This window comes from Micromonospora sp. R77 (assembly GCF_022747945.1).
In the GTDB taxonomy this organism is placed as follows: domain Bacteria; phylum Actinomycetota; class Actinomycetes; order Mycobacteriales; family Micromonosporaceae; genus Micromonospora.
The window spans coordinates 1,519,053-1,542,420 of the sequence record NZ_JALDST010000001.1; the positions used below are offsets into that span (position 1 = coordinate 1,519,053).

A 23,368-nucleotide genomic window follows, 5' to 3' on the forward strand; every position below is an offset into this window, starting at 1 on the left:
CGTCCCGGGAGGTGACTGTGCAGGAGGACGTCTCGCCCTTCTTCATCGGGCCGCACCGCTTCGACGCGCACGACGACACCGACCGCCCGGTGCTCGACCGGCGGTACGCCCTGGTCCCCGAACCCGGTGAGCAGGTGCTCGGGCAGCACCTGCTGCGGGTCTCCGGCGACCTGCTCGGCCCGACCGACAGCACCCGCCGGTGGACCCTCCCCGCCCCGGCGACGGTGACCGTGACCGACCGCCGACTCGCGTACGTCTGCACCGGGTCGGAGCTCTCCCTGGTCCCCGGGCGGGACAGCCCGGCCGACGCCCGGCACCGGCGTCCGGCCCGGCTGTCCCGCCTGGTCAGCGGGCAGGTCCGCTGGCAGTGGCCGTCGCGGCTGGAGCTGCGGGCCGACGCCCCGGCGGGTACGGCCGAGCTGCTGGTGGTCTGCGACGCGCTCCGCACCATCCGGCAGCCCGCGCTGGCCCTGGCCGGCCCGGCCGCGCTGGTCGCCGACCTGGCCGGGCGGGTACGCCATGCGGTGGCCACGTTCCGGCTGGTGCACCCCGAACTGGTGGACCTCTCCCCGCCCGAGCGGACCGCGCTGGTGGCCCGGGTCGGTCCGCGCTACCTCCCCGGCCCGGGGCCGGTCACGCTCCCCGGTTCCCTGCCGGTCGAGTTCCTCTCCCGGGACGACTACTACCGTCCGGAGGCCGACGAGCCGCCCGCCTGGCCCCGGGAGGTCACCCGACGCGACCGTCCCGGCTCCGCCTGCTGACCCGTCCCCTCGGCAGGGCACCCGGTCAGCCGGCACCCGGTCGGACGCGGGCGCGCGGTCGGCGCGGCATCCGCGACTCGGTGAAGCCGACCGCGGTGGGCGGCCCGCCTCCCGGTGGCCCGTGCCGATCAGGTGTTCGGCGCCTTCGACCCGAGGCAGCTACCGGTAGCGGACGGTTCCCGGCGGCGGACAGCGTCGGGCAGCGGACGGTGCCGGGCGGCCGAAGGTACCGGGCAACGGCGGACGGGTGCCGGGGCTGCGCCGGTCGACTCCCCCGAACGGAAGGGTCTCCCGCGATCGCTACGAGTTTGATGACGTAGATGAATCACGGCGCATCCAGCAACGGGAGCCGCCGAGCGGCCGGCAGGCCCGGACCGGCGACAAGCCGGTGATTCATTGATGTCATCAAACTCGTAGCGTCCTGCTGGCAACCAGCCGAGCGTCGCAGCGGACCCCGACCCGTCCCGGATGCATCCCGCGCGGTCCGCGGCATCCCGCACACCGGTCCCGCGGACCGCATCTCGCAGGCCCCGCCCCGCCCGGACAGGAACGCGCGGAGCGGGATTCCGCGTACCCGGATCTCGCGGACCGGGATCCCGCGGAGCAGGCCCGAGGGGGCGGGATCAGGGGGTACGGGAGCGGGTCAGGCGGTGGACTTGCGGCGGGCCCGGCGGTCCAGCTCGACCGCCTCCTCCAGGGTGGGCGCGGTGCCGCCGAGGCTCGCCGGCTGCCACCAGGTGTCGTCGCCGGAGGGCCGGTCCGGGTATTCCCGCTGCGCCCGGTCCACCAGTGCGCTCAGCCGGCTCTTCAGCTCGGCGGTCATCGCGGTGGCGTCCGGGTAGGCGGTCGGGTCCATCGGCTCCCCGATCAGGATGGTGATCGGGGTGTGCCGGCGGGTGAGGGTCTTCGGGCGGCCCTTGGTCCAGAGCCGCTGGGTGCCCCAGAGCGCCACCGGGAGCAGCGGCACGGCGGCCTCCTGGGCCATCCGGGCGGCGCCGTTCTTGAGCTCCTTGACGAGGAACGAGCGGCTGATCGTCGCCTCCGGGAAGACACCGACCACCTCGCCGCGCTGCAACGCCTCCACGGCCGTGTTGTACGACCCGGCACCGGCCGACCGGTTCACCGGGATGTGCTTCATGCCGCGCATCAGCGGACCGGAGACCTTGTGCGCGAAGACCTCGTGCTTGGCCATGAAGCGGACCAGGCGACGGGACTCGTGCGCGCCGTAGCCGCAGAAGATGAAGTCGAGGTAACTGACGTGGTTGCTGGCCAGCACCGCACCCCCCGTACGCGGGACGTGGTGGCTGCCCTCCACGGTCAGGCGCAGGTCGAGGACCCGGAACATCGTCTTGGCGGCGGTGATCACGGGTGGGTACACGAGTTCCGGCATCCGGCAACTTTACCCCGCGTAGGTTTCCGGCCCGACTACCGTCAGGGCATGCCCGACCTCGCCGCGATCGTGATCCACTGCCGTGACCCGTACCTGCTCGCGCCGTTCTGGAGCGCGGTCACCGGGCTGCCGGTCGCCGACGAGGACCGGACCAGGCTCGCCGACCGTACCCTCGGACCGACCGAGGCGGTGCTGTTGCGCGACCCGGCCGGGCACCGCCCGGACGTCTGGATCAGCCCGGCCGACGACCTGCCCGCGCCCGGCCGGATCCACCTGGACCTGGTCGGCGACGCCGAGGAACGGGCGGCCGTCCTGGAGGTGGGGGCCACGGTGGTGCGGGAGCTGCCCCGCTGGACGGTGCTGGCCGACCCGGAGGGCAACGAGTTCTGCCTCCTCCCCCGGACCGAGGCGCACGCCGACCCGCTGGTGCCGGGACACTGACGGCTCCGGTGCCGCCGCCGGCCGGACGACCGACGGCGGCACCGGCACCACGGGCGTCAGTCGGCGAGCTTGTGCAGCTCCATCCGGCCCCGGGCGAAGGCGTCCACCCGACCCCACCGGCCCGGGATGTCCAGCACCTCGATCCGCCCCATCCCGACCGGCAGGCGCGGGTCGACGGCGAGGTGCCCCTCGTGCGGCTCCAGCCCCAGCATGGTGCGGATCAGCAGCAGCGGGGTGCCGGTGGACCAGGCCTGCGGACTGCACGCGGTCGGGTACTCCACCGGGAACTTGGTCAGCTCCCGCTGGTAGCCACCGAACGCCTCGGGCAGCCGGCCGTCGAAGTAGGTGGCGGCGTCCAGGATGCCGCTGGCGATGGTCGCCGCCTCCTCGGCGAAGCCGTACCGGCGCAGGCCCCAGGCGATGAACGAGTTGTCGAACGGCCAGATCGTGCCGTTGTGGTAGCCGATCGGGTTGTAGCGGACCTCCCCCTCGGCGAGGGTGCGTACCCCCCAGCCGGAGAAGAGCCGCGGCCCCACCAGGTGTTCGGCGATCTTCGCCGCCCGGTCGGAGTCGACGATGCCGCTCCACAACAGGTGACCGATGTTCGAGCTGAGCACGTCCATCTGCCGGCCGTCCGGGTCCAGCCCCAGGGCGTAGAACTCCCCGTCCGCCACCCACCAGTCCCGGTTGAACCGGGCCTTCAGCTCGGCCGCCTCGCGCTCCAACTGGTCGGCGTACCCGGGGTCGTCCCAGAACTCCCGGGCCAGCCGGGCCGCCCGCATCTTCGCGTCGTACGCGTAGCCCTGCACCTCGCAGGTGGCCCGGGGGAACGGTGGCAGGGTGCCGTCGCGGTAGGAGATGGAGTCCCAGGAGTCCTTCCAGCACTGGTTCTCCAGGCCGGTGTCGGTGTTGCGCCGCTCGTACCAGATGTAGCCGTTGCCGACCAGGTCGGCGTAGTCGTCGACCCACTTCAGCGCGGCCCGGCACTCCTGTTCCAGCTCCTCGACCAGGGCGACGTCGCCGCTCCACTTCTCGTACTCGTCGAGCAGCACCACGAACAGCGGGGTGGCGTCCACCGAGCCGTAGTACGGCGAGTGCGGCTGCTCCTCGAACGCGGCCGTCTCGCCGTACCGCATCTCGTGCAGGATCCGGCCCGGGTCCTCCTCCCGGAAGTCGTCGAACCGGGTGCCCTGCAACGCGCCGAGGATCCGCAGCGTGGTCTTGGACAGCTCCGGCGCGAACGGCAGCACCTGGAGGCAGGTGAGGATGCTGTCCCGGCCGAACATGGTCATGAACCAGGGCAGGCCGGCCGCCGGGAGCGTCTGCCCGCCGAGGGAGAGCGGCGAGAAGCGCAGCGCCGCCAGGTCGATCAGGCTGCGCTGGTAGGTGGCGGAGACCCGGCCGTGCTGGCTGTTCACCTTGGGCGCCTTGGCGATCCACTCCTCCAGGTCGTGCTGGAGGGCCAGCCGCTCGGTGCCGTGCGCCCGCAGCCCGATCCGCAGGTCGCGTCCGCCCGGGCCGACCGCGAACGTCTGCACGTCGATCGAGCTGTCCCACTGCTCGTTGGGTTCGAGGTGGATGGTCCAGGCCAGGCCGTTCTGGTCGAAGCGGGGCGGCACGGAGGCGGAGATGACGGTCTCCCGCTTGAAGTTCCCGCGCCGGTAGCCCAGCCGCAGCCGGTCCGCCTCCACCTCGGTGTAGATCTCGCCCTTCTTGTTCAGGATCTCGTCCTTGACCTGGAACAGGTCGGCGAAGTCCGAGCCGGCGTCGATCCGGATCTCCAGGTCGACCGGCTTCTCGTCGTGGTTCAGGATGGTCAGCTGCTCGCGGAAGCTGCCGCCCACCGTCCGCTCCCGGATGATGGACAGTTTGGCGTCGATGTAGTGCGTCGCCATGCCGGGCACCAGGAAGAACCGCGCCTCGTAGTACTGCAGGTCGTCGTAGGAGAGTGCGTTGAGCCGTTCCCCGTTGACGGTGAGCACCCACCTGGACAGGAACCGGGTGTCGATGGAGAAGAGGCCGGTCGGCTCGCTCGGCGTGGCCTCGATGTCCCCGGTGTCCTCGGAGACGACGAAGGTGTTGCCGTCGAGGATCCGGACCGTGTTGCTCGCGGCCATCAGCACACCTCCCGGCAGGACGCGCGACGGGGCCCCCGGGTGCCCGCCGGGCTGGGGAAGAGCCGTTCGACCTGGAGCACCAGGCGCAGGTCGCCGGTGACGGTCATCTCACCGCGCAGCAGGGCCGCGATGGTGTTCTCACCGCCGGTGACCAGGTCGTCGAAGAACCTCGGATCGGTCCCCACGACCGTGTCGGCCTCCCGGTCCTCCTGACTGACCGCCAGCTTGCCGCGGTCGATCTGGAGCATCCAGTGCGTGGTCTGCGCCCCTTCGTTCAGGTCGAAGCGCAGGGTTCCGGAGGTCTTCGCCAGCAGGGGTTCGAACTCCCGCCGGTCCAGGTCCTCGAAGAACCTCGTGGTCGCGTCCACCATCGGTTCCACTCCTCCCGCGAGCCGCGGCCGTCGACGTCGCAGGAGGGTCCCCATCGGGTACGGGGTCAACCTCGCCCGGATCGGGTGAGCCGGCACCCGGGCGGGCACGGCACGACGCCGGCCCCGAACCGGGTGCCGGCGTCGTGGTGGACGGGCGGTCAGTTGTTGGGTTCGTCGGCGCTGATGTCGGCCAGCACCGACTGGGGCTCCCGCTCGACCGCCAGGTCACCCATGGAGACCAGGCCGACCAGCCGGCCGTCGTCGATCACCGGCAACCGGCGTACGGCGTACGTCCGCATCAGGTCGGCGGCGGCCACCGCGTCGTCGTACTGGCTCACCGTGATCACGTCACGGCTGGTTATCTGGTTGAGGGTGGTCGAGTCGGGATCCATGTTCTCGGCGACGCCCCGGACCGTGATGTCCCGGTCCGTGACGATGCCGACCACGTTGTCGCCGTCGGTCACCACCACGTCGCCGATGGCGCTGTCGCGCATCTCCTGCGCCGCCGCGGTGAGCGTGTCGTTGCCGTCCATCGTCACCAACCGGGTCGTCATGAACTCTCCGACCGTTGTCATGGTGCTCCCCTCTCGGTGTCGGCAGGCGTGTCTACCCGCCGCCGCCGAGCGGTAACGCCGGCCGGCCGGGGCTCAGCCGCGCGGCGGCAAGCCGTAGACCCGCTCGACGTGCAGCCGCAGCACCAGCCGGCCGTCGGCGACCATGGCGGCCCGGTAGTCCGCCCAGTCGGGGTGTTCGCCCTGCACCGCGCGGTAGAGACCGACCAGCTCCTCGACGGTGTCGTCGTCCGCCCGCGCGGCCACCGGGGTCAGCTCGGCGCGCGCCTCGGCCACCGCGTACGACCAGCCGTCGTCGCTGCTGACGTGGAAGCTGGCCCGGGGGTCGCGACGCAGGTTGGCGACCTTGGCCCGCCCGTCGGTCACCGACACCCGGATCAGTCCCGCGGCCCGGTCGAAGGCGTAGTTCACGCTGGACAGCTGGGGACGGCCGTCCCGCTTGACGGTGGCCAGCACCCCCAGCTGCCGGCTCGCGATCAGGTCGGTCAGGGCCTGCCGGTTCTGCTCGTCCGCCATGCGTTCCTCCTCGGTCGGTGGGGGTCAGCGGCGTTCGGCGGCGACCAGCTCGGCGAGCTGAACGGCGTTGAGCGCGGCACCCTTGCGCAGGTTGTCATTGGAGCAGAAGAGCGCCAGGCCGTGCTCGACGGTCTCGTCGGCGCGGATCCGACCCACGTACGTCGGGTCCTGGCCGGCGGCCTGCAACGGGGTCGGCACGTCGGAGAGCGCCACCCCGGGGGCGCCGTCGAGCAGGGCACGGGCCCGCTCCGGGCTGATCGGCCGGGCGAAGCGCGCGTTGATCTGGAGCGAGTGGCCGGTGAAGACGGGCACCCGGACGCAGGTGCCGGAGACCTTCAGCCCGGGGATCTCGAGGATCTTGCGGCTCTCGTTGCGGAGCTTCTGCTCCTCGTCGGTCTCGAACGAGCCGTCGTCGACGATCGAGCCGGCCAGCGGCAGCACGTTGAAGGCGATCGGGCGGGCGAACGAACGCGGCGCCGGGAACTGCACGGCGGTGCCGTCGAAGGCCAGCCCGCCGGCCTGCTCGGCGACCTTGCGCACCTGCTCGTCCAGCTCGGCGACACCGGCCAGCCCGGCCCCGGACACCGCCTGGTACGTCGACACGACCAGCGCGACCAGCTCCGCCTCCTCGTGCAGCGGGCGCAGCACCGGCATCGCGGCCATGGTGGTGCAGTTGGGGTTGGCGATGATCCCCTTGGGCCGGTCGGCGGCGGCGTGCGGGTTGACCTCGGCGACCACCAGCGGCACCTCGGGGTCCATCCGGTAGGCCGAGGAGTTGTCGATGACGACCGCGCCGGCCTCGGCGACCCGGGGGGCGAGCTCCTTGGCGGTGCCCTTGCCGGCGGAGAAGAGCACGATGTCCAGCCCGCGGTAGTCCGCGGTGGCCGCGTCCTCGACGGTGACCTCGCCGTCCCGCCAGGGCAGCGTGCGCCCGGCCGACCGGGCGGAGGCGAAGAGCCGCACCTGCTCCGCCGGGAAGTCCCGCTCCGCCAGCACCTGCCGCATCACGCCACCGACCTGGCCGGTGGCCCCCACAATGCCGATCCTCATGCCCGCGAGGCTACCCAGGTCGCGGGCCGGGCGGGGAACCCTTTCCCACCGCCCGGACCGCGACCGACGTCACACCGGTCGGCCGGCGTGGTCGACGACCTCGCCGAGACCGGCGGCGACGAGTTCGTCCCGGATGACCGCCGAGTCACCCTCGACGACCAGGGTGAGCGCGTGCGGGTGCAGGTGCGCCGCCGCCGCCGCGGAGACCTGGGCGACGTCCGCGGCGAGCAGCGACTCGCGCAGCCGGGCGTGGTAGTCGTCCGGCAGGTCGTGCACCACCAGCGTGGTCAGCGCGGAGGCGATCGCCCGAGGGCTCTGCAGCTCCACCGAGAGCTGCCCGGCCCGCCAGGAGCGGGCCACCGCCAGCTCGTCCTCGGTCACCCCGGTCGACTGGGTACGGGTGATCTCGCCGACCGCCTCGACCAGCGCCGGGGCGGTCACCGCGGTCTGCACCCCGGAGGCGACCGCGAACCGGCCGAACCGGCGGGACGAGGCGAAGTCGCCGCGGATGCCGTACGTGTAGCCGCGCACCTCGCGGATCAGGTGGTTGAGCCGGGAGGTGAACGCGCCGCCCAGCACGGTGCCCGCGAGGGTCATCGGCACGTGGTCGGGGTGGGCGCGGTGCGGGGACGGGTGTCCCAGCCGGAGCGTGGACTGCACCGACCCGGGCCGGTCCACCAGGATGATCCGCCGCCGGTCGTGCAGCGGCACCTCGATCGGGTCGCCCTTGGCGACCGGGCCGCCCCCGCTGCCGGCGAACGCCGCCGCGCCGAGCGCGTCCAGGTCGATCCGGTCGAGGTCGCCCGCGACGACCAGGGTGCCGGGGCGCAGGAACCACTCGGAGTGGAAGACCGTGACGTCCTCGACGTCCAGCCCGGCCACCGAGGCGGGATCGCCGTACATCGGGCGGCCCCAGCGGTTCTCGGCGCCGAAGAGGTCGGCCCGCAGCGCGGCGTCCGCCCGGGGGCCCGGGTTGGCCCAGTCCATCCGCAGCGCGGTCGCCTCGTCGTCGCGGACCCGGCGCACGTCCTCCGGGTCGAGCCGGGGCGTACGGACCGCCTCGGCGAGCAGTTCCACGGCGGCGCTCAGCCGCTCCACCGGCACCTGCACGCTGACCTGGAAGGAGTCCCAGTCCAGCGCGGTCACCAGCTCGGTGCCGAGCGCCTCGATCGCCAGCGCGTACGTGGTGGCGTCGCGCTGCGCGGTCCCCTCCTCCAGCGCCTTGGCCAGCACCCCGCCGAGGCCCTCCTTGCCGACCGGCTCGCGCCCGGCGCCGGCGTCGAGCAGCAGCAGCGCGACGGCGAGGTTCTGCCCGGGCAGGTGCGCGGCGACGACCTGGCCACCGGCGACACCCCGGCGGACCACCTGCGGGAACCGGTACGGGCGGGCGGCACCCGGCCCGGGACGGTCGGTGATCAGCGTCATGCGGTCTCCTCGGGCAGGTAGGTCAGGGTGACCCGGTCGTCGGCGCCGAGCAGCTCGGCGGCCAGCTCGGCGATCTGCTCGGCGGTGACCGCCAGCCAGGCCGGCAGCCGCTCGCCGGCCTTCGCCGGGTCGCCGAACTGGGTGGCGTACCGGCCGAGGGTGTCGGCCCGGCCGTCCACCGTGGACATCTGTCGCCACCACGCGGTGCTCAGCAGCGCCTTGGCCCGGTCCAGCTCGGCGGCGGTCACCGGCACGGTGGCGAGCTCGTCGACCACGTCGGCCAGCCCGGCGGCGAGCCGCTCGGCGGTCACCCCGGGGCGGGCGGTGGCGGTGGCGATCAGCGGGGCCGGCGCGTGCGCCAGGTCCACCCCGTACGCCCCGACCAGGTCGGGCTGGGCGATCCGCTCGCCGTGCGCGAGGCGCTGGTAGAGGCGGCTGCCCCGGCCGCTGCCGAGCACGGTGGCCAGCACGGTGGCCACGTCGTACCCGGGGGTGCCGAAGGGGTGGGTGCGGTGCGCGACGTACACCCGGGGGGCGGGCACGTCGGCGGTGACCGTCTCGGCCACCGGCCGGCCGGTCCGCGCCACGGTACGCCCGTCCGGCGCACCGGGGATCTCCGCGCGGGCCGGGACGGCGCCGAAGTACTTGTCGGCGAGGGCGAACACCTCGGCCGCCTCGGCGTCACCGACCACGGTGAGCACCGCGTTGTTCGGCGCGTAGTACGTGGTATGGAAGGACTGGAAGGTGGCCAGGTCGGCGGCGTTCAGGTCGGCCATCGACCCGATCGTCGCGTGGTGGTAGGGGTGCCCAGGCGGATAGAGCAGCGGGAGCAGCCGCAGCCACGCGTCACCGTAGGGCACGTTGTCGTAGCGCTGGCGGCGCTCGTTCTTGACCACCTCGCGCTGGTTGTCCAGGGTCTCCTGGGTCAGCGCCGGGACCAGGCCGCCCATCCGGTCGGCCTCCAGCCAGAGCGCCAGCTCCAGGTGTTCCGCCGGGACCGTCTCGAAGTAGTTCGTCCGGTCCGGGTTGGTGGTGGCGTTGAGCGAACCGCCGGAGCCCTGGATGAGCTTCATGTGCTCGGTCTTCGCGACGTTGACGGACCCCTCGAACATCAGGTGCTCGAAGAGGTGGGCGAAGCCGGTCTGTCCGTCCGGCTCGTGCCGGGAGCCCACGTCGTACCAGAGGTTCACGGCGACCGCCGGGGCGGTGCGGTCCTCGCTCACCACCACGCGCAGGCCGTTGTCCAGTCGGGTCGTCTCGATGGGCCAGGGGTAACCGCTGTCGGGCATGGCACGACGCTATCCGATCCCGAGGGCGGAAAGGTGACGAGCGGGAAGCATCGACGGCCCGCGTCGGGGTACTCGCGCAGCATGCCCACCCCCGTGTCCTCCGCCGTCGAACGGGCCGCCGCCGCCCTGGCCCGCCGGCGGCACGCCCGGCTGCTGCACCCGGCCGGCCGCACCTTCTCCGCCGAGGTGATGATCTGGGGTACGCCCGGACCGCCGACCGGTGTGCCGCTGCTCGACCTGCCGAGCCGCTGCCCGGCGACGGTGCGCCTGTCGAAGGGGGTGCCGACCCCGGGGAGCTGGCCGGACGTGCTGGGGCTGGGCGTGCGGCTGCACCGGGATCCGCAGCCGCCGGTGGACCTGCTGGTGTCGTCCAGCGGCGCCGCCCCGGTGCTGCGGAACCTGCCGCTGCCCCGGCGGGACTTCACCGGGACGTACTCCTCGATCATGTCGTTCCGGGCCGGCCGGCGGCGGCTCTTCCTGGCCGCGCTGGCGGACCCGGACTCGCCGGACCTGGGTCGCGGCCTGGCGGCGCTGTCGGCGGCGGCCGGCACCGGGGAGCCGCGGCTGGTGCTGGCGGTGGCCTCGGGGGTCGGGCCGTGGCGACCGTTCGGGCAGGTCTGCCTGGACGGGCGGCGCGACGCCCGGGCGGACGCCGCGCTGGCCTTCGACCCGATCGGCAACCTGCCGCCGGGGCTGCGGGCGGTGGGCCCGGTCGCGCGGCTGCGCGACCGGACCTACTCCGGTTCCCGCCGGGCCCGCGGTGCGTCGGCTCAGTCGGGCGGTTCGACGGGGTTCACGGTCTGATCGGACGTGCGGTGCTCCAGGACGGTGTCCGGCGCGGCGTTCCGGTCGGCCTCCCGCAGGTCCGACTCGGCGAGGATGGCCTCGGCCTGGGCCTCCGGGTCGTCACTGCCCACCGCCGCCTCCTCGGGGAGCAGGTGGGCCCGGGACTCCACCCGGTCGGCGTCGTGCTGCTGTTCGGTCATGCCGGCCTGCATACCCCGGCGGCGGCTCGGCGGAACCGGCCGCGCGCCCGGCGGGCGATCCGCCGGTCGCGCTTTCCCAGGATCCGGTACGCCGGGAACATCGTCCGGTCGTGGTCGACGCGCACCCCGCCGGTACGCCCGGCGCGAGGCCGGCCGCGGTGCACCACCGAGCATCGCATCGGCGAAGGTGAACCTGCGGTACGGCCTGCCCGACGATGGAGTGAGGGCTGCCCGACCCGTCGGGTACGCTGGCTGACGTGACGCGGTCGTATCGATGGTTTAGGCAGCCGGCTGGAGGAGCCGGTGACTTCACCATGAACTGACGTCACTCCTCTTCGAGCCGGCTGGGCAGGGCCTTGAGTCCCTGCCCTTTTGCGTACGAGCAGCCGGCTCGAACCCCCGGGCGCCGGCACCGGGGGCACGGTCGGCGGAAGGAACCCCACCGTGACGACCCCGGATTCCCATCAGGTCATCGACCAACGGATCGACCGTGTCGTTCCGCTGACCACCCCGGCCCTGCTGCACCACCACCTGCCCCTGGACGCCACGCTCACCGAGGCCGTGCTGGCCGGTCGACGCGCGGTCAGCCGGGTGCTGGACCGCGCGGACGACCGCCTGCTGGTGGTGGTCGGCCCGTGCTCGGTGCACGACCCGGCCGCCGCCCTGGAGTACGCGGGCCGGCTGCGCGAGGTGGCCGACCAACTCGCCGACGACCTGCTGGTGGTGATGCGGGTCTACTTCGAGAAGCCGCGCTCCACGGTGGGCTGGAAGGGCCTGATCAACGACCCGGGGCTGGACGGCTCGGGTGACGTCAACACCGGCCTGCGGACCGCCCGCGCACTCCTGCTCGACGTGCTGCGCCTGGGCCTGCCGGTGGGGTGCGAGTTCCTCGACCCGATCACCCCGCAGTACATCGCCGACACCGTCGGCTGGGGCGCGATCGGCGCGCGGACCGTGGAGAGCCAGGTGCACCGGCAGCTCGCCTCCGGCCTGTCCATGCCGATCGGCATGAAGAACCGCCCCGACGGCAGCATCGACACGGCGGTGGACGCGATCCGGGCGGCCGGGGTGCCGCACGTCTTCCCCGGCATCGACTTCTCGGGCACCCCGGCGATCATGCACACCCGGGGCAACGCCGACGGTCACCTGGTGCTGCGCGGCGGGGGTGGCCGCCCGAACTACGACGCCCAGTCGGTGGCCGGGGCGTTGGACCTGCTGCGCGCGGCCGGGCTGCCGGAGCGGGTGGTGATCGACGCCAGCCACGCCAACAGCGGCAAGGACCACCGCAACCAGCCGAAGGTCGCGGCCGACGTGGCCGGGCAGCTCGCCGCCGGCCAGCGCGGCATCGTCGGCATCATGCTGGAGAGCTTCCTGCTCCCCGGCCGGCAGGACCTGGACCCGACCCGGGAGCTCGAGTACGGCCGCTCCGTCACCGACGCCTGCATCGGCTGGGACACCACCGCCGAGGTCCTCACCGACCTCGCCACCGCCGTCCGTACCCGCCGCGCCACCCTCCCCGCCCACGCCTGACCCCCCTTCCCCCGGCCTCCCCCTCCCCCCTCGCTCCGGTGATCATGGAGTTGGCGGCAGTTTCGGAGATCCACGTCGCCGCCAACCTCATGATCACCGGAGTGAGGCCGGGCGTGAGTGGGGGGTTTGACCGGTTCGGGGTCGGGTAGGCCAGGCCTGTGACCGATGACGTGGCTGTGCCGGAGGAGCCGGACACCCGGCGGCTCGACGACCTGCTCGACGACCTCTACCGCGGTCAGGAGCGGATCAGTCAGGCGGACATCTACCGCCGGGCGGTCGCCGCGGAGCTTCCCGCGGAGCTGCTCACCCGGATCGCCGCCCTTCCCCAGGGCGAGTACGCGGCGGACGAGGCGGCCGACCTGCTGGGCGGCACGGTCGCCTGAGCCGGACGACGGAGAGGACAGCCAGATGACCGAACGCGACCAGGACCCGGCGCACCACGAACACCTCGAGGCGCTCGGCCAGCCCCCGGGTGGCCGGGACACGCTGCCCGAGCCGGACTTCGCCAATGAGCACGACCGCACCGCCGTGGACCGCGACGTGGTCACCGGGGCCGACGAGGACGAGCGGGAGCCCGAGGCGTCGCGCGGCTGGGCCGGCGAGGACCACGGCACCACCCCCACCTGACCGACGCACGGAAAAGGGGGCCGGCGCGGACGCCGGCCCCCTTTTCGCGTCGGGTTCACTTCTCGTCGTGGTGACCGCCCTCGGCCGCCTGCTGGGCGACCGCGTAGCCCATCTGGAGGAAGTCGGACGCGGCCACGGCGGTGAGCGCGGTGGCCACCAGCCGGGTGAGCCGGGGCGCCAGCACCAGACCGCCGGTGAGGCCGGTGGCCACCCAGACCGCCAGGCAGAACGGGCAGCTGAGCAGCTCACCCACGGCGTGCCGGGTGGGGCTGCCCTGGTCGCGGACCTGCTCCATCACCTCGCCGCTGCCGATCGGGTGGTCGTAGCGGGTGAACGGGGCCCGCAGCGGGCTGGTGATCGCGTCCTTGGAGAGCAGCCGACTGAGCTTGTGGGTCGCGACGGAGAGCAGCACCACGTCGGCGGTGCTGGGCCGCTCGGGGACCGGTCGGCCGGTCGCCCGGACCAGGCCCACCAGCGACGCGGTCACCGTCGCGTAGGTGCCCATCGCGGCCAGGTAACCACCCAGCGGTCGGTACTCGTGCGGCGCGTACGCCTGGCGCAGCCGCGCCACCTTCTGTTTCAGGCCACCCTGGGTCAACCCGGTCTCCTCGGTTCGTCGCCGTTCCGGCTCAGCCGGCGGTCAGGTTGTCGGCCACCTCGCGGGCGAGGTTGGCCAGGGTCTCGTCGGCCAGCCCGTCGCCGTCCCCGCCGGCCAGGTCGAGCCGGACCCGGGCGCCACCGGCGTCGGCCGGCTGCACCTGGATCTCCGCCGACCAGTCGGGCGCGGTGTCGCTGGCCCAGCGGGCCCGCATCTCGTCGGCGCTGGTCACCTCGGGGCGGGCGGCACCGTCCTGGCGCAGCGGCGCGGGGAGCCAGGCCGCCGCGCGGTCGGGGTCGGTGGCGGTGTTGAAGACCACCTCGGGCGGCGCCGACATGCCCCGTTCGGCGTGTGCGGCCATCAGACGCCCCGCAGCCGGCTCGGGTCGACCTCGCGCCCCGGGTGCCGGGCGAGGTACTCGGTCTCCAGCTCGGCGGTGCGGCGCAGGTGGTTGGCGAGCGCGGAGTCGGCGGCGTGCCGCAGGGTGTCCAGCCGGGTGCGGTGCAGGCTCTGCATCTCGCGGATCAGGTCCTCGTCACCCAGCTCGGACGGGTCCACCCCGAGCAGCTCGCCGTCCGACGCGGTGGCGTCCTGCACGTGGTCACCGTTCCACTCGGGCATGCGCTGCTCCGGGCTGGCGTCGCCGGCCTGGCGTACTGATTCGGTCATCGTCGCCCCCTCGTCTCGTTCGGGCTGGCGACTAGACGGATGCCCAGCCGGGGTGTCACCAAACCCCGGGCCGGCGCGACGACTACGACACCGCGTCGGAGACGGCGGCCCGTCCCGGTACCCTCGATGCCATGAAGCGGCTCTGGACACCGGCGTGGATCGTGCGCCACGTGGCCATGGTCGTGCTGGTCGTGGGCTTCCTCGGGCTCGGTTGGTGGCAGGTCACCCGGGCCGCCGAGGGCAACGCGCTCAGTTTCGGTTACGCCATCGAGTGGCCGGTCTTCGCCGCCTTCGTGGTCTTCGTCTGGTGGCGTGAGGTGCGGCACGCGCTGCGTCGCCCGCCCGGGGCCGAGGCCCTCGTGCCCGCGCCGTCGGCGACCGCCGGCTCCGCGCCGGCCGCCGACTCCCCGGGGTACGCCGACCCGTGCGGGTCGCCCGCGCCGGTGTCCCCGGTGCCGGGCCGGAGGACGGCGAACTCGCCGAGTACAACCGATACCTGTCATGGTTGAACGCCAACCCGGGCGCCCGGCCCGGTGACTATCCCGGCTGAGGCCGGCGCGGAAGGACGGACGACGGTGGGCGGAGCCTTTACCCGGTACCGCGTGATCGCCTGGGTCGTGGGCGTGGCGCTGGTGGTGCTGGTCCTGATCGGCATGCCACTGAAGTACGTGTTCCACGACGACACCGTCGTGGCGGTGGTCGGCACCGCGCACGGCTGGCTCTACATGCTCTATCTGGCCGCCACGTTCGACCTGTCCCGCCGGGTCGACTGGCCGCTGAAGCGGATGCTGCTGGTGATGCTCGCCGGCACCGTGCCGTTCGTCTCGTTCTACGCCGAGCGCCGGGTCACCCACTGGCTCGCCGCCGAGCAGCAGCCGCGTACCCCGGCGCCGGTGGCCGGCTGACGCCACGGCGGGGCCGACGGCCCGGCAGCACGGTCAGCGGTGCGGCCGCCACGGCGCGGCGCCGGTGAGCGGGTCGTCCCACCCGTCGTGACGGGCCCGCTCGCGGGCCCGCCGCAGCGCCCGGGTCACCTGGCCGAACTGCCGCTCGTCGTCGCTGCTGAACAGCAGCACCTCGACCCCGCGGTGCCGCCCCCACAGCTCGTACGCGGGCGGTCGCCAGCGGTCGCCGACCAGCACGAGCAGCACCGGCAGCAGCCCGACCGCCCCCAGCGCCAGGTACGCCCCGGCGGTCAGCCGCTCCAGGCCGCCGGTGAAGCCGAGCAGCACCCCCACCGCGCCGATGGTGCCGGCGGTGACCGCGACGGCGCGGACGGCGAGCCGGTCGTGGGCCCCGCGACCGGTCCAGAGTTGGGTCAGTTCGGGGACCGGCCAGCTGCGGTGGCCGACGGTGAAGCGTTCGGTGGTGACGACGATGCCGGGCCGCGCATAGAGCAGCTCCGGGGTGGTCGCCCTCGGCGAGCGGGGTGGGCGGGTTGCGGAGCCATCGATCTGCACGGCTTCCTCCCAGGGCCGGGCGCGCCGGGCTGCCTGCTGCCCCACCGACGAGCTGCACCGATGCCGTCCGACGGGATTCCCGGCTGCGGGCTTCATTGTGTTGCCGACGGTCCACCCGGGGCGCGGGATTCCGGCCGATCGGCGGCGTGCCGGTCGATGCCACATGCCGGCAAACGGAATCCATTTCGGTCTTTGTCCGGACTTTACGCCGGGCACCCTGACGACATCCGTCCAGAACGACGAATCGGACCACTCGCCCGTTCCGCGCAAGCGACCTGTCGGCGATGACCGGGTGCGGGAAATCCGGACACGAAGCGTCATCGTCATCAGCACCAATTTCCGCCACTTTGCCAACATTCGCCCCTGCTTCAACTCCCATCTCCTCGCGCAACGGGTTAGGTTGGGCAGGCTGCGCCCGGTAGACCGCCATCCACCCGGATGGCCCCGGGTCGGTGTCGCCCCGGCGAGGACCGCCGGCGGCGAGGAGGTGGAGAGGAGCTTTCCGCTCTTGTCGTCCTTACGGATCCTGCTGCGCTCGCTGGCGGTGGCCGGTCTCTCGGCCGCGCTGCTCGCCCCGGCGACGGTGGCTCGGGCCGAGCCCACCCCCGCCGAACTGACGAAGCAGATCGAGAAGTCCTCGACTGAGCTGGAGCGAATCGTCGAGTCCTACAACAAGCTCAGCGAGGAGATCAAGGCCAACCAGACCACGGTGGCCGCGTTGCAGGTCAAGATCGGCCCCTTGCAGGCACAGGCCGAGCAGAGCCGCGCCGACGTCGGCGCGATGGCCGTGACCGCGTACAAGACGGGCAAGCTGGGCACGGCCGAGGCCCTGCTCCTGCCGGGCGGCTCCGGCGCGATGATGGAACGGCTGGGCACCCTGGACCAGCTGACCCGGCAGCGCCAGGAGACCATCGCCGGGTTCACCTCCGACCAGCGGAAGCTGATCGACCAGAAGACCCGGCTGGACGCCACGCTGGCCCGCCAGGCCGCGCAGGCGAAGCAGCTCACCATCGGCAAGAAGAAGATCGAGACGGACCTGAAGCGGCTCTACGAGTTGCGCCGGCAGGCGTACGGCCGGGCCACCGAGGCACCGTCACCCAGGGCGAAGTCGTCCGCGGGCAGTGCCCCGGCGATCGCCGGCTCGGCCGGCACCGCGGTCCGGTACGCCTACGGGGCGATCGGCAAGCCGTACGTCTGGGGCGCCGACGGTCCCAGCGGCTACGACTGCTCCGGCCTCACGCTGGCCGCCTGGCGGTCCGCCGGCAAGTCGCTGCCGCACAACGCGGCGATGCAGTGGGACGCCACCTCACGGGTCAGCCGCAGCTCGCTGCAACCGGGGGACCTGGTCTTCTACTCCGGCCTGGGGCACGTCGCGCTCTATGTCGGCGACGGCCAGGTGATCGACGCGCCGAGCGCGGGCCGCAACGTCAGCAAGCGGGGCATGAACATGATGCCGATCCAGGGCTACGGCCGGGTGCGCTGACCGCCCCGACACGGCGAACGGCCGGCGTCCCCCTATCGGACGCCGGCCGTTCGTGGAATCAATTACTACCAGGTCAGGCCGCCTGCAGCCCCTCGGCGCGGGCCAGCTCACGGAGCCGGCCGAGGGCCTGGATCTCCAGCTGACGGATCCGCTCCCGGGAGAGCGAGAAGCGCGACGCGACCTCGGTCAGCGAGTGCTCCCGGCCGTCCTCCAGGCCGTAGCGGGCCCGCATGATGCCGGCGGAACGGTCGTCGAGGTGGTTGAGCAGTCCCTCGATCCGCTGCCGCTCCAGACCGGTGAGGACGATGTCCTCCGGCGACGGGGCGTCACTGTCGGCGACGAGGTCGCCCAGGTTGGTGTCGCCGTCGTCACCCACCGGGGTGTCCAGCGAGACGGTGTCCTGCGACCAGCGACGCAGCTCGTTGACCCGCTCGACGGTGACCCCGAGGGACGCCGCGATCTGCTCGGGCTCCGGGTCGCTGCCCAGCTCACGGGTGAGCTGGCGGGCGACGTTGCGCATCCGGTTGACGTCCTCCACCAGGTGCACGGGGAGCCGCACGGTGCGCTCCTGCTGGGCGATGGCCCGGCTGATCGCCTGCCGGATCCACCAGGTGGCGTAGGTGGAGAACTTGTAGCCCCGCTCGTAGTCGAACTTCTCGACCGCCCGGACCAGGCCGGTGTTGCCCTCCTGGATCAGGTCCAGCATGGGCATCCCCGAGCGCACGTAGCGTCGGGCGATGGAGACGACCAGCCGCAGGTTGGCGCGGATGAAGAGGTCCTTCGCCCGCTCCCCCTCGACGACCAGCCGTTCCAGGTCCTCCCGGTCGACGCCGGCCGGCACGCGGTCCTCGCCGATCAGGTGCTCGGCGTAGAGGCCCGCCTCGATGGCCTTGGAGAGGTCGACCTCCTTGGCGGCGTCCAGCAGCGGCGTCCGGGAGATCTCGTGCAGGTAGACGCCGACCAGGTCACGCTCCTCGGCGACCTCGTCGGTACGCATTCCGATGTTCTTGTCCACGATGCCCACGGTCCCCTCGCTCGCGCCGGTTGCCCGGTTCCTTGCCATCCCCACGTCCATCAGCCCCTCCCCCGCAACCTCCGCTGTGCCCGTCGGTGGTGACACCTACACAACAGATGAGACGTGTCGGGGATTCCATGTCGTGAGTCGAAACTGTCACGAATGCCTGAGTAGTAGCTGAGAGCCCGATCCATGTTCGCTGTCAGGACCCCCGTCGGCCGCCCCTGCGGGAGCTGTCCGAACAGTGGGGCGGATCGGCGGAATCGACACCGCCCATGGAATCGCACCATTGCGAATTCCATGAACACAGCGATCCGCGTCACCGCCTGCTTGCGATCCTGGTCACTGGCAGATACGCGTCGGTGGACCGGGTGGTTCAGCCACGGCTCAGGATTACCCCACGCCTCGTTGAACAATCCGCAGCGGGAGGGACGTCCCCTCCCGAGCGTGATACGCGTCGCAGCGACGGTTCGGATGCAGGGCCGAGCGGAGCGGGCCGCAGGGGCTCAGGAGGCGAGCAGGTGCAGCGCGTCGCGTACCTGGTCGGCGGAGCGGGCCAGCGCGGCCCGGGCGGCGGGGACCTCGGCGCCGGAGACCAGCGAGACCAGCGCGGTCTTCAGGTCGCCGTCGGCCTCGTGCAGCGCCCGCCGGCAGACCTCCTCGGCACAGCCGGTGGCCTCCATCAGGATCGAGATCATCCGGCCGCGCAGCTTGGCGTTGGTGGCCACCATGTCGATCATGAGGTTCGAGTAGACCCGACCCAACCGCACCATCACGGCGGTGGAGAACGTGTTCAGCACCAGCTTCTGCGCGGTGCCCGCCTTCATCCGGGTCGACCCGGTGACGACCTCCGGCCCGGTGTCCACCCCGATGAAGACGTCCACCGACGAGGCGGCGTCGGCCTCCGGATTGGCGCAGAGCAGCACGGTCCCGGCCTGCTGCGCCCGGGACGCGGCGAGCGCCCCGAGGACGTACGGGGTGCGTCCGCTGGCGGCCAGCCCGACGACCAGGTCGCCGGCGCGGACGCACTCGGCGGCCTCGGCCGCCCCGCCCCGCTGATCGTCCTCGGCGTCCTCCACGGCCCGCCACATCGCCTCCGGCCCGCCGGCCAGGTGGGCGCAGAACCAGTGCCGGGGTGAGTTGAAGGTCGGGGCCAGCTCGGCGGCGTCGAGCACGCCCAGCCGGCCGGAGGTGCCGGCGCCGAAGTAGTGCACCCGGCGACCGCCGCGCAGCGCCGCCACCGCCAGGTCGACGGTCTCGGCGATCTCGTCCAGGACGGCGGCCACCGCGGCCGGCACCCGGCGGTCGGCCTCGTTGATGACGGTGAGCACGTCGCGGGTCGACATCAGGTCCAGGTCGACGCTGAGCGGGTTGCGCCGCTCGGTGGGCGCACCCACCCGGACCACCGGCCGGGCCGGCGCCGGCGGGGCGGCCTCGTCGCGCTCCACCCGGCCCGCCGTCACGCCCGCCTCCGGCCGAGGCCGACCCGATGGGAGGTGACCGCCTCCGCGGTCGCCTCCAGCGCCTTCCTGGCCCGGGCCCGGTTCCGCGCCGCCACCCCGACGAAGAGGCAGTCGACCACGGTGAGCTGGGCCAGCCGGCTGGCCGTCGCGCCGGAGCGGTAGGTGGTCTCGCGGGCCGCCGTGGTGAGCACGAAGTCGGCGACCTCGGTGATCGGCGAGCGGGGGAAGTTGGTCAGCGCCACCGTGGTCGCGCCCCGCGCCTTGGCCTGGTCGAGCACCTCGATGACGTCGGAGGTGGTGCCGGTGTGCGAGATCCCGACCGCGACGTCGCCCCGGCCGAGCAGCGCGGCCGATGTCAGCGCGGTGTGCACGTCCGGGAAGTAGAAGGCGATCCGGCCGATCCGGTGCAGCTTCTGCTGGAAGTCCGAGGCGACGAAGCCGCTGGCGCCGGCGCCGTACACGTCGATCCGGCCGGCGCCCACGATGGCCTCGACGACCTGCTCGCAGATGGCCGGGTCGAGCTGCTCGGCCGTCTCCTCGACGGCCCGGGCGTCGTTGAACGCGATGGTCGCGATGATCTGGGCCAGGTCGGCGCCGGGCGGGATGTCGCCGCCGACCACCCGGGCGTCCGGCGGCTCGATCCGGCGGGCCGCCTCGGCGGCGAGCCGGATCCGCAGCTGCGGGTAGCCGTCCATGCCGACCGACCGGCAGAACCGGATGACCGTCGCCTCCGAGGTCTCGGCGGCGGTGGCGAGATCGGTGATGGTGCGCCGGGCGGCGTCGGCCGGGTCGGCGACGACCAGCCGGGCGACCCGCTGCTCGGCCGGGGACAGCGACGGGAGCAGGCCACTGATGTGGACGATCAGTCCACCGGGCTCGTGACTCGCAGAAATCTTCGGACTCTTCGCCACGGATGAAACTTACTTTCACGAGGCGTGACCGTCAACCACGTCCGCACGTATCCGGAAAAGTACCGCCCTCCGGGTGACCGTTCCCTGGCCAGGGTCCCATTGCCGCAGCCCGGCCGCCTCCACCGCTCCGGTCGTCTCCCCGGTGCCGGCCGACCCGGGGACCGGCCGGCGGCCATCCCCCCCCCCCAACCGGACGGTCCGGCCACGCCGCCGGACGGCCGGCCCGGCACGTCCCGGCCCGACCGCGGCCCCGGTCACCACGGCCGGGCCGGGGCGGCTAGCGTGTGGCCATGGCGGAGCGCAGTGTGCTGATCACCGGCGGCACGGGCGGGCTCGGCGGTGCGGTCACCGCCGCGTTCCGCAAGGCGGGCTGGCGGGTGGTCGTACCCGCGCGGGAGGGCACGCCGACGCAGCCGGCGGGGCCGGAACTGGTCCGGCTGGCCGCGGACCTGACCGAACCGGCCGGCGCGGCCCGCGCCGCCGAGGTCGCCGCGGGTGACCCCGACGCGCCGCTGCGCGCGGTGGTCAACCTCGTCGGGGGGTACGCCAGCGGCGGGCTGGTGACGAGACGCCGGTCGAGGAGTTCGACCGGATGCTGCGGATCAACCTGCGCCCGACGTACCTGGTCACCCAGGCGGCGTTGCCGCACCTGACGGCGGCGGGCGGGGGCGCGGTGGTCTGCGTGTCGGCGCGGGCGGCGCTGGCGCCGTTCCCCGGCGCGGCCGGCTACGCGACCGCCAAGGCGGCGGTGCTCGCCTTCGCCAACGCGGTCGCGGTGGAATACCGGCCGCAGGGCGTACGGTGCAACACCGTGCTGCCCAGCGTCATCGACACACCGGCCAACCGGGCCGCCCAGCCGGACGCCGACCACCGGCGCTGGGTGGAGCCGGCCGAGATCGCCGGGGTGATCCGCTTCCTCGCCTCGGACGAGTCCGCGCCGACCAGCGGCGCCGCCGTCCCGGTCTACGGGCGGGCCTGAGCCGGCAGCGGTCCGTCCGAGCGCGTGACCAGCGCCCGGGGCGCCCCGTCCCCGGCCGGCGGCGACCCGCCGGGCAGCCACTCGGCCAGGTGGGCCCGGATCCGCCGGGACACCTCCTCCGGCGAGCCACCGGCGTCCACCACCACGAAACTCGCGTACTCGGGCAACGTCCGGTACGCGGCGTCGGCGGCGGTCAGCCAGCCCATGCTCTCGTGGTCGGTGCCGCGCCGCTCGATCCGCCGGTACGCCTCGACCGGGTCCACGGTCAGCAGGAAGGTGACCTGCGGGGCGGGGAAGACCCGGTAGCCGGCCCGGGCCAGCCGCTCCCAGCGTTGCCCACCGTGCGCCCGGATGCTGGCGTACTGGCAGGCGGAGTAGCGGTCCATCACCGCCGTCCGTCCGGTGACCAGACAGGTCAGCAGCGCCACGGCGATGGCCAGCCAGCGCAGCACGGACTCCACCGCGAGCACGCCGTTGCGCCCGACCAGCCGCTGCGGGTCCGGCCGGCCGAGCAGCCGGGCGAGCCGGCCCAGCCAGCGCCGGCCGCTGGCGTTGCGATGGTAGGTGGCCGGCCGGCCGGCCGCGGTGAGCGCCTCGGCGAGCCGGTGCGCCTGGGTGGTCTTGCCCGATCCGTCGATGCCGATCAGGGCGACGGCGCGCAACCGGGGCTCGCCGCGCCGCGCCCGCCGTGAGTCAGCCACCCTCCACAGATTATCCGACCCACGCTCACGCCTGGAGAAGAAATGTCCGTTCCCGCCCGCTTGCGGGCCTTCCGCGTAGCGCGGCAGGTGTGGCCGACCGGATCGCCGGGTACGCAACTTCAATTCCCACCGCCACACCCACGACGACGGGAGACCCAGATGGCCGAGCGCGGGGACGAGACCCTGGTGCACACGCTGAAGAAGGTCGCCGCCGTGCTCAAGCAGTCCGAGATCCCCTTCGCGCTCGGCGGCAGCTTCGCCGTGTACGCGCACGGCGGCCACTCCAGCGAACACGACGTGGACTTCCTGCTCCGCGAGCAGGACGTCGACCGGGCCCTGGAGGCACTGGTCGAGGCCGGCTTCACCGCCGAGCGTCCGCCCGAGGACTGGCTGGTCAAGGTCTATGACGAGGGCCGGATGGTGGACCTGATCCACCGGCCGATCGAGACGCCGGTGACCGAGGAGACCTTCGCCGACACCATCGTCCGGCCGGTCGACGCCATCCACATGCCGGTGCTCTCGGCCAGCCAGCTCATGGTGCACAAGCTGCTCAGCTTCTCCCAGCACTACTGCGACTTCGCCCGCGCGCTGCCGCTGGCCCGGTCGCTGCGGGAACAGATCGACTGGGAACGGGTACGGAAGGAGACGCAGCACTCGCCGTACGCGGAGGCGTTCCTGGTGCTGCTCGACCGGCTGGACGTGCTGCCGCACGCCGGCGCACCGGGAGGAAGGGAGACACCGTGACCGAGCAGTACGGCGGCGGCGCACCGCCGGACGAGTATGTCGAGGCGGAGATCCACCGCCTGCTGGCCGAGGACCCCGCCGTCGCCGAACAGGGCATCACGGTGGTCCGCCGCGAGCGGGGCCTGGTGCTCTACGGCGAGGTGGAGAGCCCGCACCGGCGCGAGGAGATCCTGCGCCGGGTCGCCGAACGCTTCCCCGACGTGCCGGTCACCAGCGACATCGGGGTGATCCGGGCGCAGGCGCCCACCCAGGTCGAGGAGCTGCCGTGAG

At 73.2% G+C, this 23,368-nt stretch carries 27 protein-coding genes and 2 pseudogenes; 12 read left to right on the forward strand and 17 right to left on the reverse strand.

Annotated features, from left to right (window positions below; translation table 11 throughout):
• The first annotated feature begins 17 nt into the window (after positions 1 to 17).
• Positions 18 to 761 (forward strand): hypothetical protein, encoded by a 744-nt coding sequence (locus MRQ36_RS06880; RefSeq protein WP_308194964.1) that lies wholly within the window; start codon positions 18 to 20, stop codon positions 759 to 761.
• Between the two features lie 643 nt (positions 762 to 1,404).
• Here MRQ36_RS06880 and MRQ36_RS06885 read toward each other — a convergent pair.
• Entirely contained in the window at positions 1,405 to 2,151 is a 747-nt protein-coding gene (locus tag MRQ36_RS06885; RefSeq protein WP_242793923.1) for a 1-acyl-sn-glycerol-3-phosphate acyltransferase, read from the reverse strand.
• A gap of 48 nt (positions 2,152 to 2,199) precedes the next feature.
• On the opposite strand from MRQ36_RS06885, the gene MRQ36_RS06890 reads away from it, so the two are divergent.
• Complete coding sequence (locus MRQ36_RS06890) at positions 2,200 to 2,592, forward strand: VOC family protein (RefSeq protein ID WP_242793925.1); 393 nt, start codon at positions 2,200 to 2,202, stop codon at positions 2,590 to 2,592.
• A gap of 56 nt (positions 2,593 to 2,648) precedes the next feature.
• Here MRQ36_RS06890 and MRQ36_RS06895 read toward each other — a convergent pair whose 3' ends face one another.
• The 7 genes from MRQ36_RS06895 to MRQ36_RS06925 form a co-directional block, all read right to left on the reverse strand.
• Positions 2,649 to 4,709, reverse strand: a complete 2,061-nt coding sequence (locus tag MRQ36_RS06895; protein WP_242793927.1) for a glycogen debranching N-terminal domain-containing protein — start codon at positions 4,707 to 4,709, stop codon at positions 2,649 to 2,651.
• Complete coding sequence (locus MRQ36_RS06900) at positions 4,709 to 5,080, reverse strand: SCP2 sterol-binding domain-containing protein (protein ID WP_242793929.1); 372 nt, start codon at positions 5,078 to 5,080, stop codon at positions 4,709 to 4,711. The genes MRQ36_RS06895 and MRQ36_RS06900 overlap by 1 nt, the downstream gene beginning before the upstream one ends.
• Before the next feature lie 158 nt (positions 5,081 to 5,238).
• Positions 5,239 to 5,655, reverse strand: coding sequence for a CBS domain-containing protein (locus MRQ36_RS06905; protein WP_242793931.1), 417 nt, complete (start codon positions 5,653 to 5,655; stop codon positions 5,239 to 5,241).
• A 72-nt stretch (positions 5,656 to 5,727) separates the two neighbouring features.
• Positions 5,728 to 6,168, reverse strand: coding sequence for a PPOX class F420-dependent oxidoreductase (locus MRQ36_RS06910; protein ID WP_242793933.1), 441 nt, complete (start codon positions 6,166 to 6,168; stop codon positions 5,728 to 5,730).
• Between the two features lie 24 nt (positions 6,169 to 6,192).
• On the reverse strand, positions 6,193 to 7,218 hold the full coding sequence (locus MRQ36_RS06915; RefSeq protein ID WP_242793935.1) for an aspartate-semialdehyde dehydrogenase: 1,026 nt from the start codon (positions 7,216 to 7,218) through the stop codon (positions 6,193 to 6,195).
• A gap of 69 nt (positions 7,219 to 7,287) precedes the next feature.
• Positions 7,288 to 8,643 (reverse strand): pitrilysin family protein, encoded by a 1,356-nt coding sequence (locus MRQ36_RS06920; protein ID WP_242793937.1) that lies wholly within the window; start codon positions 8,641 to 8,643, stop codon positions 7,288 to 7,290.
• Positions 8,640 to 9,932, reverse strand: a complete 1,293-nt coding sequence (locus tag MRQ36_RS06925) for a pitrilysin family protein (RefSeq protein WP_242793939.1) — start codon at positions 9,930 to 9,932, stop codon at positions 8,640 to 8,642. Before MRQ36_RS06925 ends, MRQ36_RS06920 begins: the two co-directional genes overlap by 4 nt.
• A gap of 81 nt (positions 9,933 to 10,013) precedes the next feature.
• On the opposite strand from MRQ36_RS06925, the gene MRQ36_RS06930 reads away from it, so the two are divergent.
• Entirely contained in the window at positions 10,014 to 10,736 is a 723-nt protein-coding gene (locus MRQ36_RS06930) for a phosphodiesterase (protein ID WP_242793941.1), read from the forward strand.
• Here MRQ36_RS06930 and MRQ36_RS06935 read toward each other — a convergent pair.
• Positions 10,703 to 10,918: a hypothetical protein gene (locus MRQ36_RS06935; RefSeq protein WP_242793943.1), complete on the reverse strand. Its 216-nt coding sequence runs from the start codon at positions 10,916 to 10,918 to the stop codon at positions 10,703 to 10,705. The two genes, MRQ36_RS06930 and MRQ36_RS06935, sit on opposite strands and share 34 nt — an antisense overlap.
• A gap of 444 nt (positions 10,919 to 11,362) precedes the next feature.
• Here MRQ36_RS06935 and MRQ36_RS06940 point away from each other — a divergent pair, with 444 nt between their 5' ends.
• From MRQ36_RS06940 to MRQ36_RS06950, 3 genes are all read left to right on the forward strand, one after another.
• On the forward strand, positions 11,363 to 12,448 hold the full coding sequence (locus MRQ36_RS06940) for a 3-deoxy-7-phosphoheptulonate synthase (protein WP_242793946.1): 1,086 nt from the start codon (positions 11,363 to 11,365) through the stop codon (positions 12,446 to 12,448).
• 158 nt (positions 12,449 to 12,606) lie between these two features.
• The gene (locus tag MRQ36_RS06945) at positions 12,607 to 12,831 is read left to right on the forward strand and encodes a hypothetical protein (RefSeq protein ID WP_242793948.1); all 225 of its coding nucleotides are present in this window, start codon (positions 12,607 to 12,609) and stop codon (positions 12,829 to 12,831) included.
• Positions 12,832 to 12,856: 25 nt separating this feature from the next.
• Positions 12,857 to 13,075: a hypothetical protein gene (locus tag MRQ36_RS06950; protein WP_242793950.1), complete on the forward strand. Its 219-nt coding sequence runs from the start codon at positions 12,857 to 12,859 to the stop codon at positions 13,073 to 13,075.
• Positions 13,076 to 13,130: 55 nt separating this feature from the next.
• Here MRQ36_RS06950 and MRQ36_RS06955 read toward each other — a convergent pair whose 3' ends face one another.
• The 3 genes from MRQ36_RS06955 to MRQ36_RS06965 are packed head-to-tail and all read right to left on the reverse strand — an operon-like array spanning position 13,131 to position 14,342.
• Entirely contained in the window at positions 13,131 to 13,673 is a 543-nt protein-coding gene (locus MRQ36_RS06955) for a DUF1360 domain-containing protein (protein WP_242793952.1), read from the reverse strand.
• A gap of 31 nt (positions 13,674 to 13,704) precedes the next feature.
• Positions 13,705 to 14,034 (reverse strand): hypothetical protein, encoded by a 330-nt coding sequence (locus tag MRQ36_RS06960; RefSeq protein ID WP_242793954.1) that lies wholly within the window; start codon positions 14,032 to 14,034, stop codon positions 13,705 to 13,707.
• Positions 14,034 to 14,342, reverse strand: a complete 309-nt coding sequence (locus tag MRQ36_RS06965; protein ID WP_242793956.1) for a DUF6158 family protein — start codon at positions 14,340 to 14,342, stop codon at positions 14,034 to 14,036. The genes MRQ36_RS06960 and MRQ36_RS06965 overlap by 1 nt, the downstream gene beginning before the upstream one ends.
• Before the next feature lie 131 nt (positions 14,343 to 14,473).
• Here MRQ36_RS06965 and MRQ36_RS06970 point away from each other — a divergent pair.
• Positions 14,474 to 14,892, forward strand: a pseudogene (locus tag MRQ36_RS06970) (hypothetical protein).
• Between the two features lie 25 nt (positions 14,893 to 14,917).
• Positions 14,918 to 15,247 carry a DUF3817 domain-containing protein gene (locus MRQ36_RS06975; protein ID WP_242793958.1) on the forward strand — a complete coding sequence of 110 codons (330 nt, stop codon included), beginning with the start codon at positions 14,918 to 14,920 and terminating at the stop codon, positions 15,245 to 15,247.
• A 33-nt stretch (positions 15,248 to 15,280) separates the two neighbouring features.
• On the opposite strand, the gene MRQ36_RS06980 is transcribed toward MRQ36_RS06975, so the two are convergent.
• Complete coding sequence (locus MRQ36_RS06980) at positions 15,281 to 15,802, reverse strand: DUF6232 family protein (protein ID WP_242793960.1); 522 nt, start codon at positions 15,800 to 15,802, stop codon at positions 15,281 to 15,283.
• 508 nt (positions 15,803 to 16,310) lie between these two features.
• On the opposite strand from MRQ36_RS06980, the gene MRQ36_RS06985 reads away from it, so the two are divergent.
• A complete protein-coding gene (locus MRQ36_RS06985; protein WP_242793962.1) occupies positions 16,311 to 17,285 on the forward strand; it encodes an NlpC/P60 family protein in 975 nt (324 codons plus the stop codon).
• Between the two features lie 73 nt (positions 17,286 to 17,358).
• Here the strand turns inward: MRQ36_RS06985 and MRQ36_RS06990 are convergent, their stop codons facing one another.
• From MRQ36_RS06990 to MRQ36_RS07000, 3 genes are all read right to left on the reverse strand, one after another.
• The gene (locus tag MRQ36_RS06990) at positions 17,359 to 18,348 is read right to left on the reverse strand and encodes an RNA polymerase sigma factor RpoD/SigA (RefSeq protein WP_242800893.1); all 990 of its coding nucleotides are present in this window, start codon (positions 18,346 to 18,348) and stop codon (positions 17,359 to 17,361) included.
• Positions 18,349 to 18,806: 458 nt separating this feature from the next.
• Positions 18,807 to 19,763 (reverse strand): N-acetylmuramic acid 6-phosphate etherase, encoded by a 957-nt coding sequence (locus tag MRQ36_RS06995; RefSeq protein WP_242793964.1) that lies wholly within the window; start codon positions 19,761 to 19,763, stop codon positions 18,807 to 18,809.
• Positions 19,760 to 20,674: a MurR/RpiR family transcriptional regulator gene (locus MRQ36_RS07000; protein ID WP_242793966.1), complete on the reverse strand. Its 915-nt coding sequence runs from the start codon at positions 20,672 to 20,674 to the stop codon at positions 19,760 to 19,762. Before MRQ36_RS07000 ends, MRQ36_RS06995 begins: the two co-directional genes overlap by 4 nt.
• Positions 20,675 to 20,964: 290 nt before the next feature.
• On the opposite strand from MRQ36_RS07000, the pseudogene MRQ36_RS07005 reads away from it, so the two are divergent.
• Positions 20,965 to 21,653, forward strand: a pseudogene (locus tag MRQ36_RS07005) (SDR family NAD(P)-dependent oxidoreductase).
• Here MRQ36_RS07005 and MRQ36_RS07010 read toward each other — a convergent pair.
• Positions 21,638 to 22,354, reverse strand: a complete 717-nt coding sequence (locus MRQ36_RS07010) for a dTMP kinase (protein ID WP_242793968.1) — start codon at positions 22,352 to 22,354, stop codon at positions 21,638 to 21,640. The pseudogene MRQ36_RS07005 and the gene MRQ36_RS07010 overlap by 16 nt on opposite strands.
• A gap of 42 nt (positions 22,355 to 22,396) precedes the next feature.
• On the opposite strand from MRQ36_RS07010, the gene MRQ36_RS07015 reads away from it, so the two are divergent.
• Both MRQ36_RS07015 and MRQ36_RS07020 read left to right on the forward strand, forming a co-directional pair.
• Complete coding sequence (locus MRQ36_RS07015) at positions 22,397 to 23,098, forward strand: nucleotidyltransferase (protein WP_278187447.1); 702 nt, start codon at positions 22,397 to 22,399, stop codon at positions 23,096 to 23,098.
• Positions 23,095 to 23,367, forward strand: coding sequence for a hypothetical protein (locus MRQ36_RS07020; protein ID WP_242793973.1), 273 nt, complete (start codon positions 23,095 to 23,097; stop codon positions 23,365 to 23,367). The genes MRQ36_RS07015 and MRQ36_RS07020 overlap by 4 nt, the downstream gene beginning before the upstream one ends.
• Position 23,368: the final 1 nt, after the last annotated feature.

Excerpts from the sequence above, each read along its gene's own strand:
- MRQ36_RS06910 (WP_242793933.1), bottom strand. The coding sequence starts at position 6,168 with ATGGCGGACGAGCAGAACCGGCAGGCCCTGACCGACCTGATCGCGAGC.
- MRQ36_RS06990 (WP_242800893.1), bottom strand. The coding sequence starts at position 18,348 with ATGGCAAGGAACCGGGCAACCGGCGCGAGCGAGGGGACCGTGGGCATC.
- MRQ36_RS06920 (WP_242793937.1), bottom strand. The coding sequence starts at position 8,643 with ATGACGCTGATCACCGACCGTCCCGGGCCGGGTGCCGCCCGCCCGTAC.
- MRQ36_RS06930 (WP_242793941.1), top strand. The coding sequence starts at position 10,014 with ATGCCCACCCCCGTGTCCTCCGCCGTCGAACGGGCCGCCGCCGCCCTG.
- MRQ36_RS06950 (WP_242793950.1), top strand. The coding sequence starts at position 12,857 with ATGACCGAACGCGACCAGGACCCGGCGCACCACGAACACCTCGAGGCG.
- MRQ36_RS06895 (WP_242793927.1), bottom strand. The coding sequence starts at position 4,709 with ATGGCCGCGAGCAACACGGTCCGGATCCTCGACGGCAACACCTTCGTC.
- MRQ36_RS06890 (WP_242793925.1), top strand. The coding sequence starts at position 2,200 with ATGCCCGACCTCGCCGCGATCGTGATCCACTGCCGTGACCCGTACCTG.
- MRQ36_RS06915 (WP_242793935.1), bottom strand. The coding sequence starts at position 7,218 with ATGAGGATCGGCATTGTGGGGGCCACCGGCCAGGTCGGTGGCGTGATG.
- MRQ36_RS07015 (WP_278187447.1), top strand. The coding sequence starts at position 22,397 with ATGTCCGTTCCCGCCCGCTTGCGGGCCTTCCGCGTAGCGCGGCAGGTG.
- MRQ36_RS06960 (WP_242793954.1), bottom strand. The coding sequence starts at position 14,034 with ATGGCCGCACACGCCGAACGGGGCATGTCGGCGCCGCCCGAGGTGGTC.
- MRQ36_RS06925 (WP_242793939.1), bottom strand. The coding sequence starts at position 9,932 with ATGCCCGACAGCGGTTACCCCTGGCCCATCGAGACGACCCGACTGGAC.
- MRQ36_RS06965 (WP_242793956.1), bottom strand. The coding sequence starts at position 14,342 with ATGACCGAATCAGTACGCCAGGCCGGCGACGCCAGCCCGGAGCAGCGC.
- MRQ36_RS06905 (WP_242793931.1), bottom strand. The coding sequence starts at position 5,655 with ATGACAACGGTCGGAGAGTTCATGACGACCCGGTTGGTGACGATGGAC.
- MRQ36_RS06935 (WP_242793943.1), bottom strand. The coding sequence starts at position 10,918 with ATGACCGAACAGCAGCACGACGCCGACCGGGTGGAGTCCCGGGCCCAC.
- MRQ36_RS06900 (WP_242793929.1), bottom strand. The coding sequence starts at position 5,080 with ATGGTGGACGCGACCACGAGGTTCTTCGAGGACCTGGACCGGCGGGAG.
- MRQ36_RS06885 (WP_242793923.1), bottom strand. The coding sequence starts at position 2,151 with ATGCCGGAACTCGTGTACCCACCCGTGATCACCGCCGCCAAGACGATG.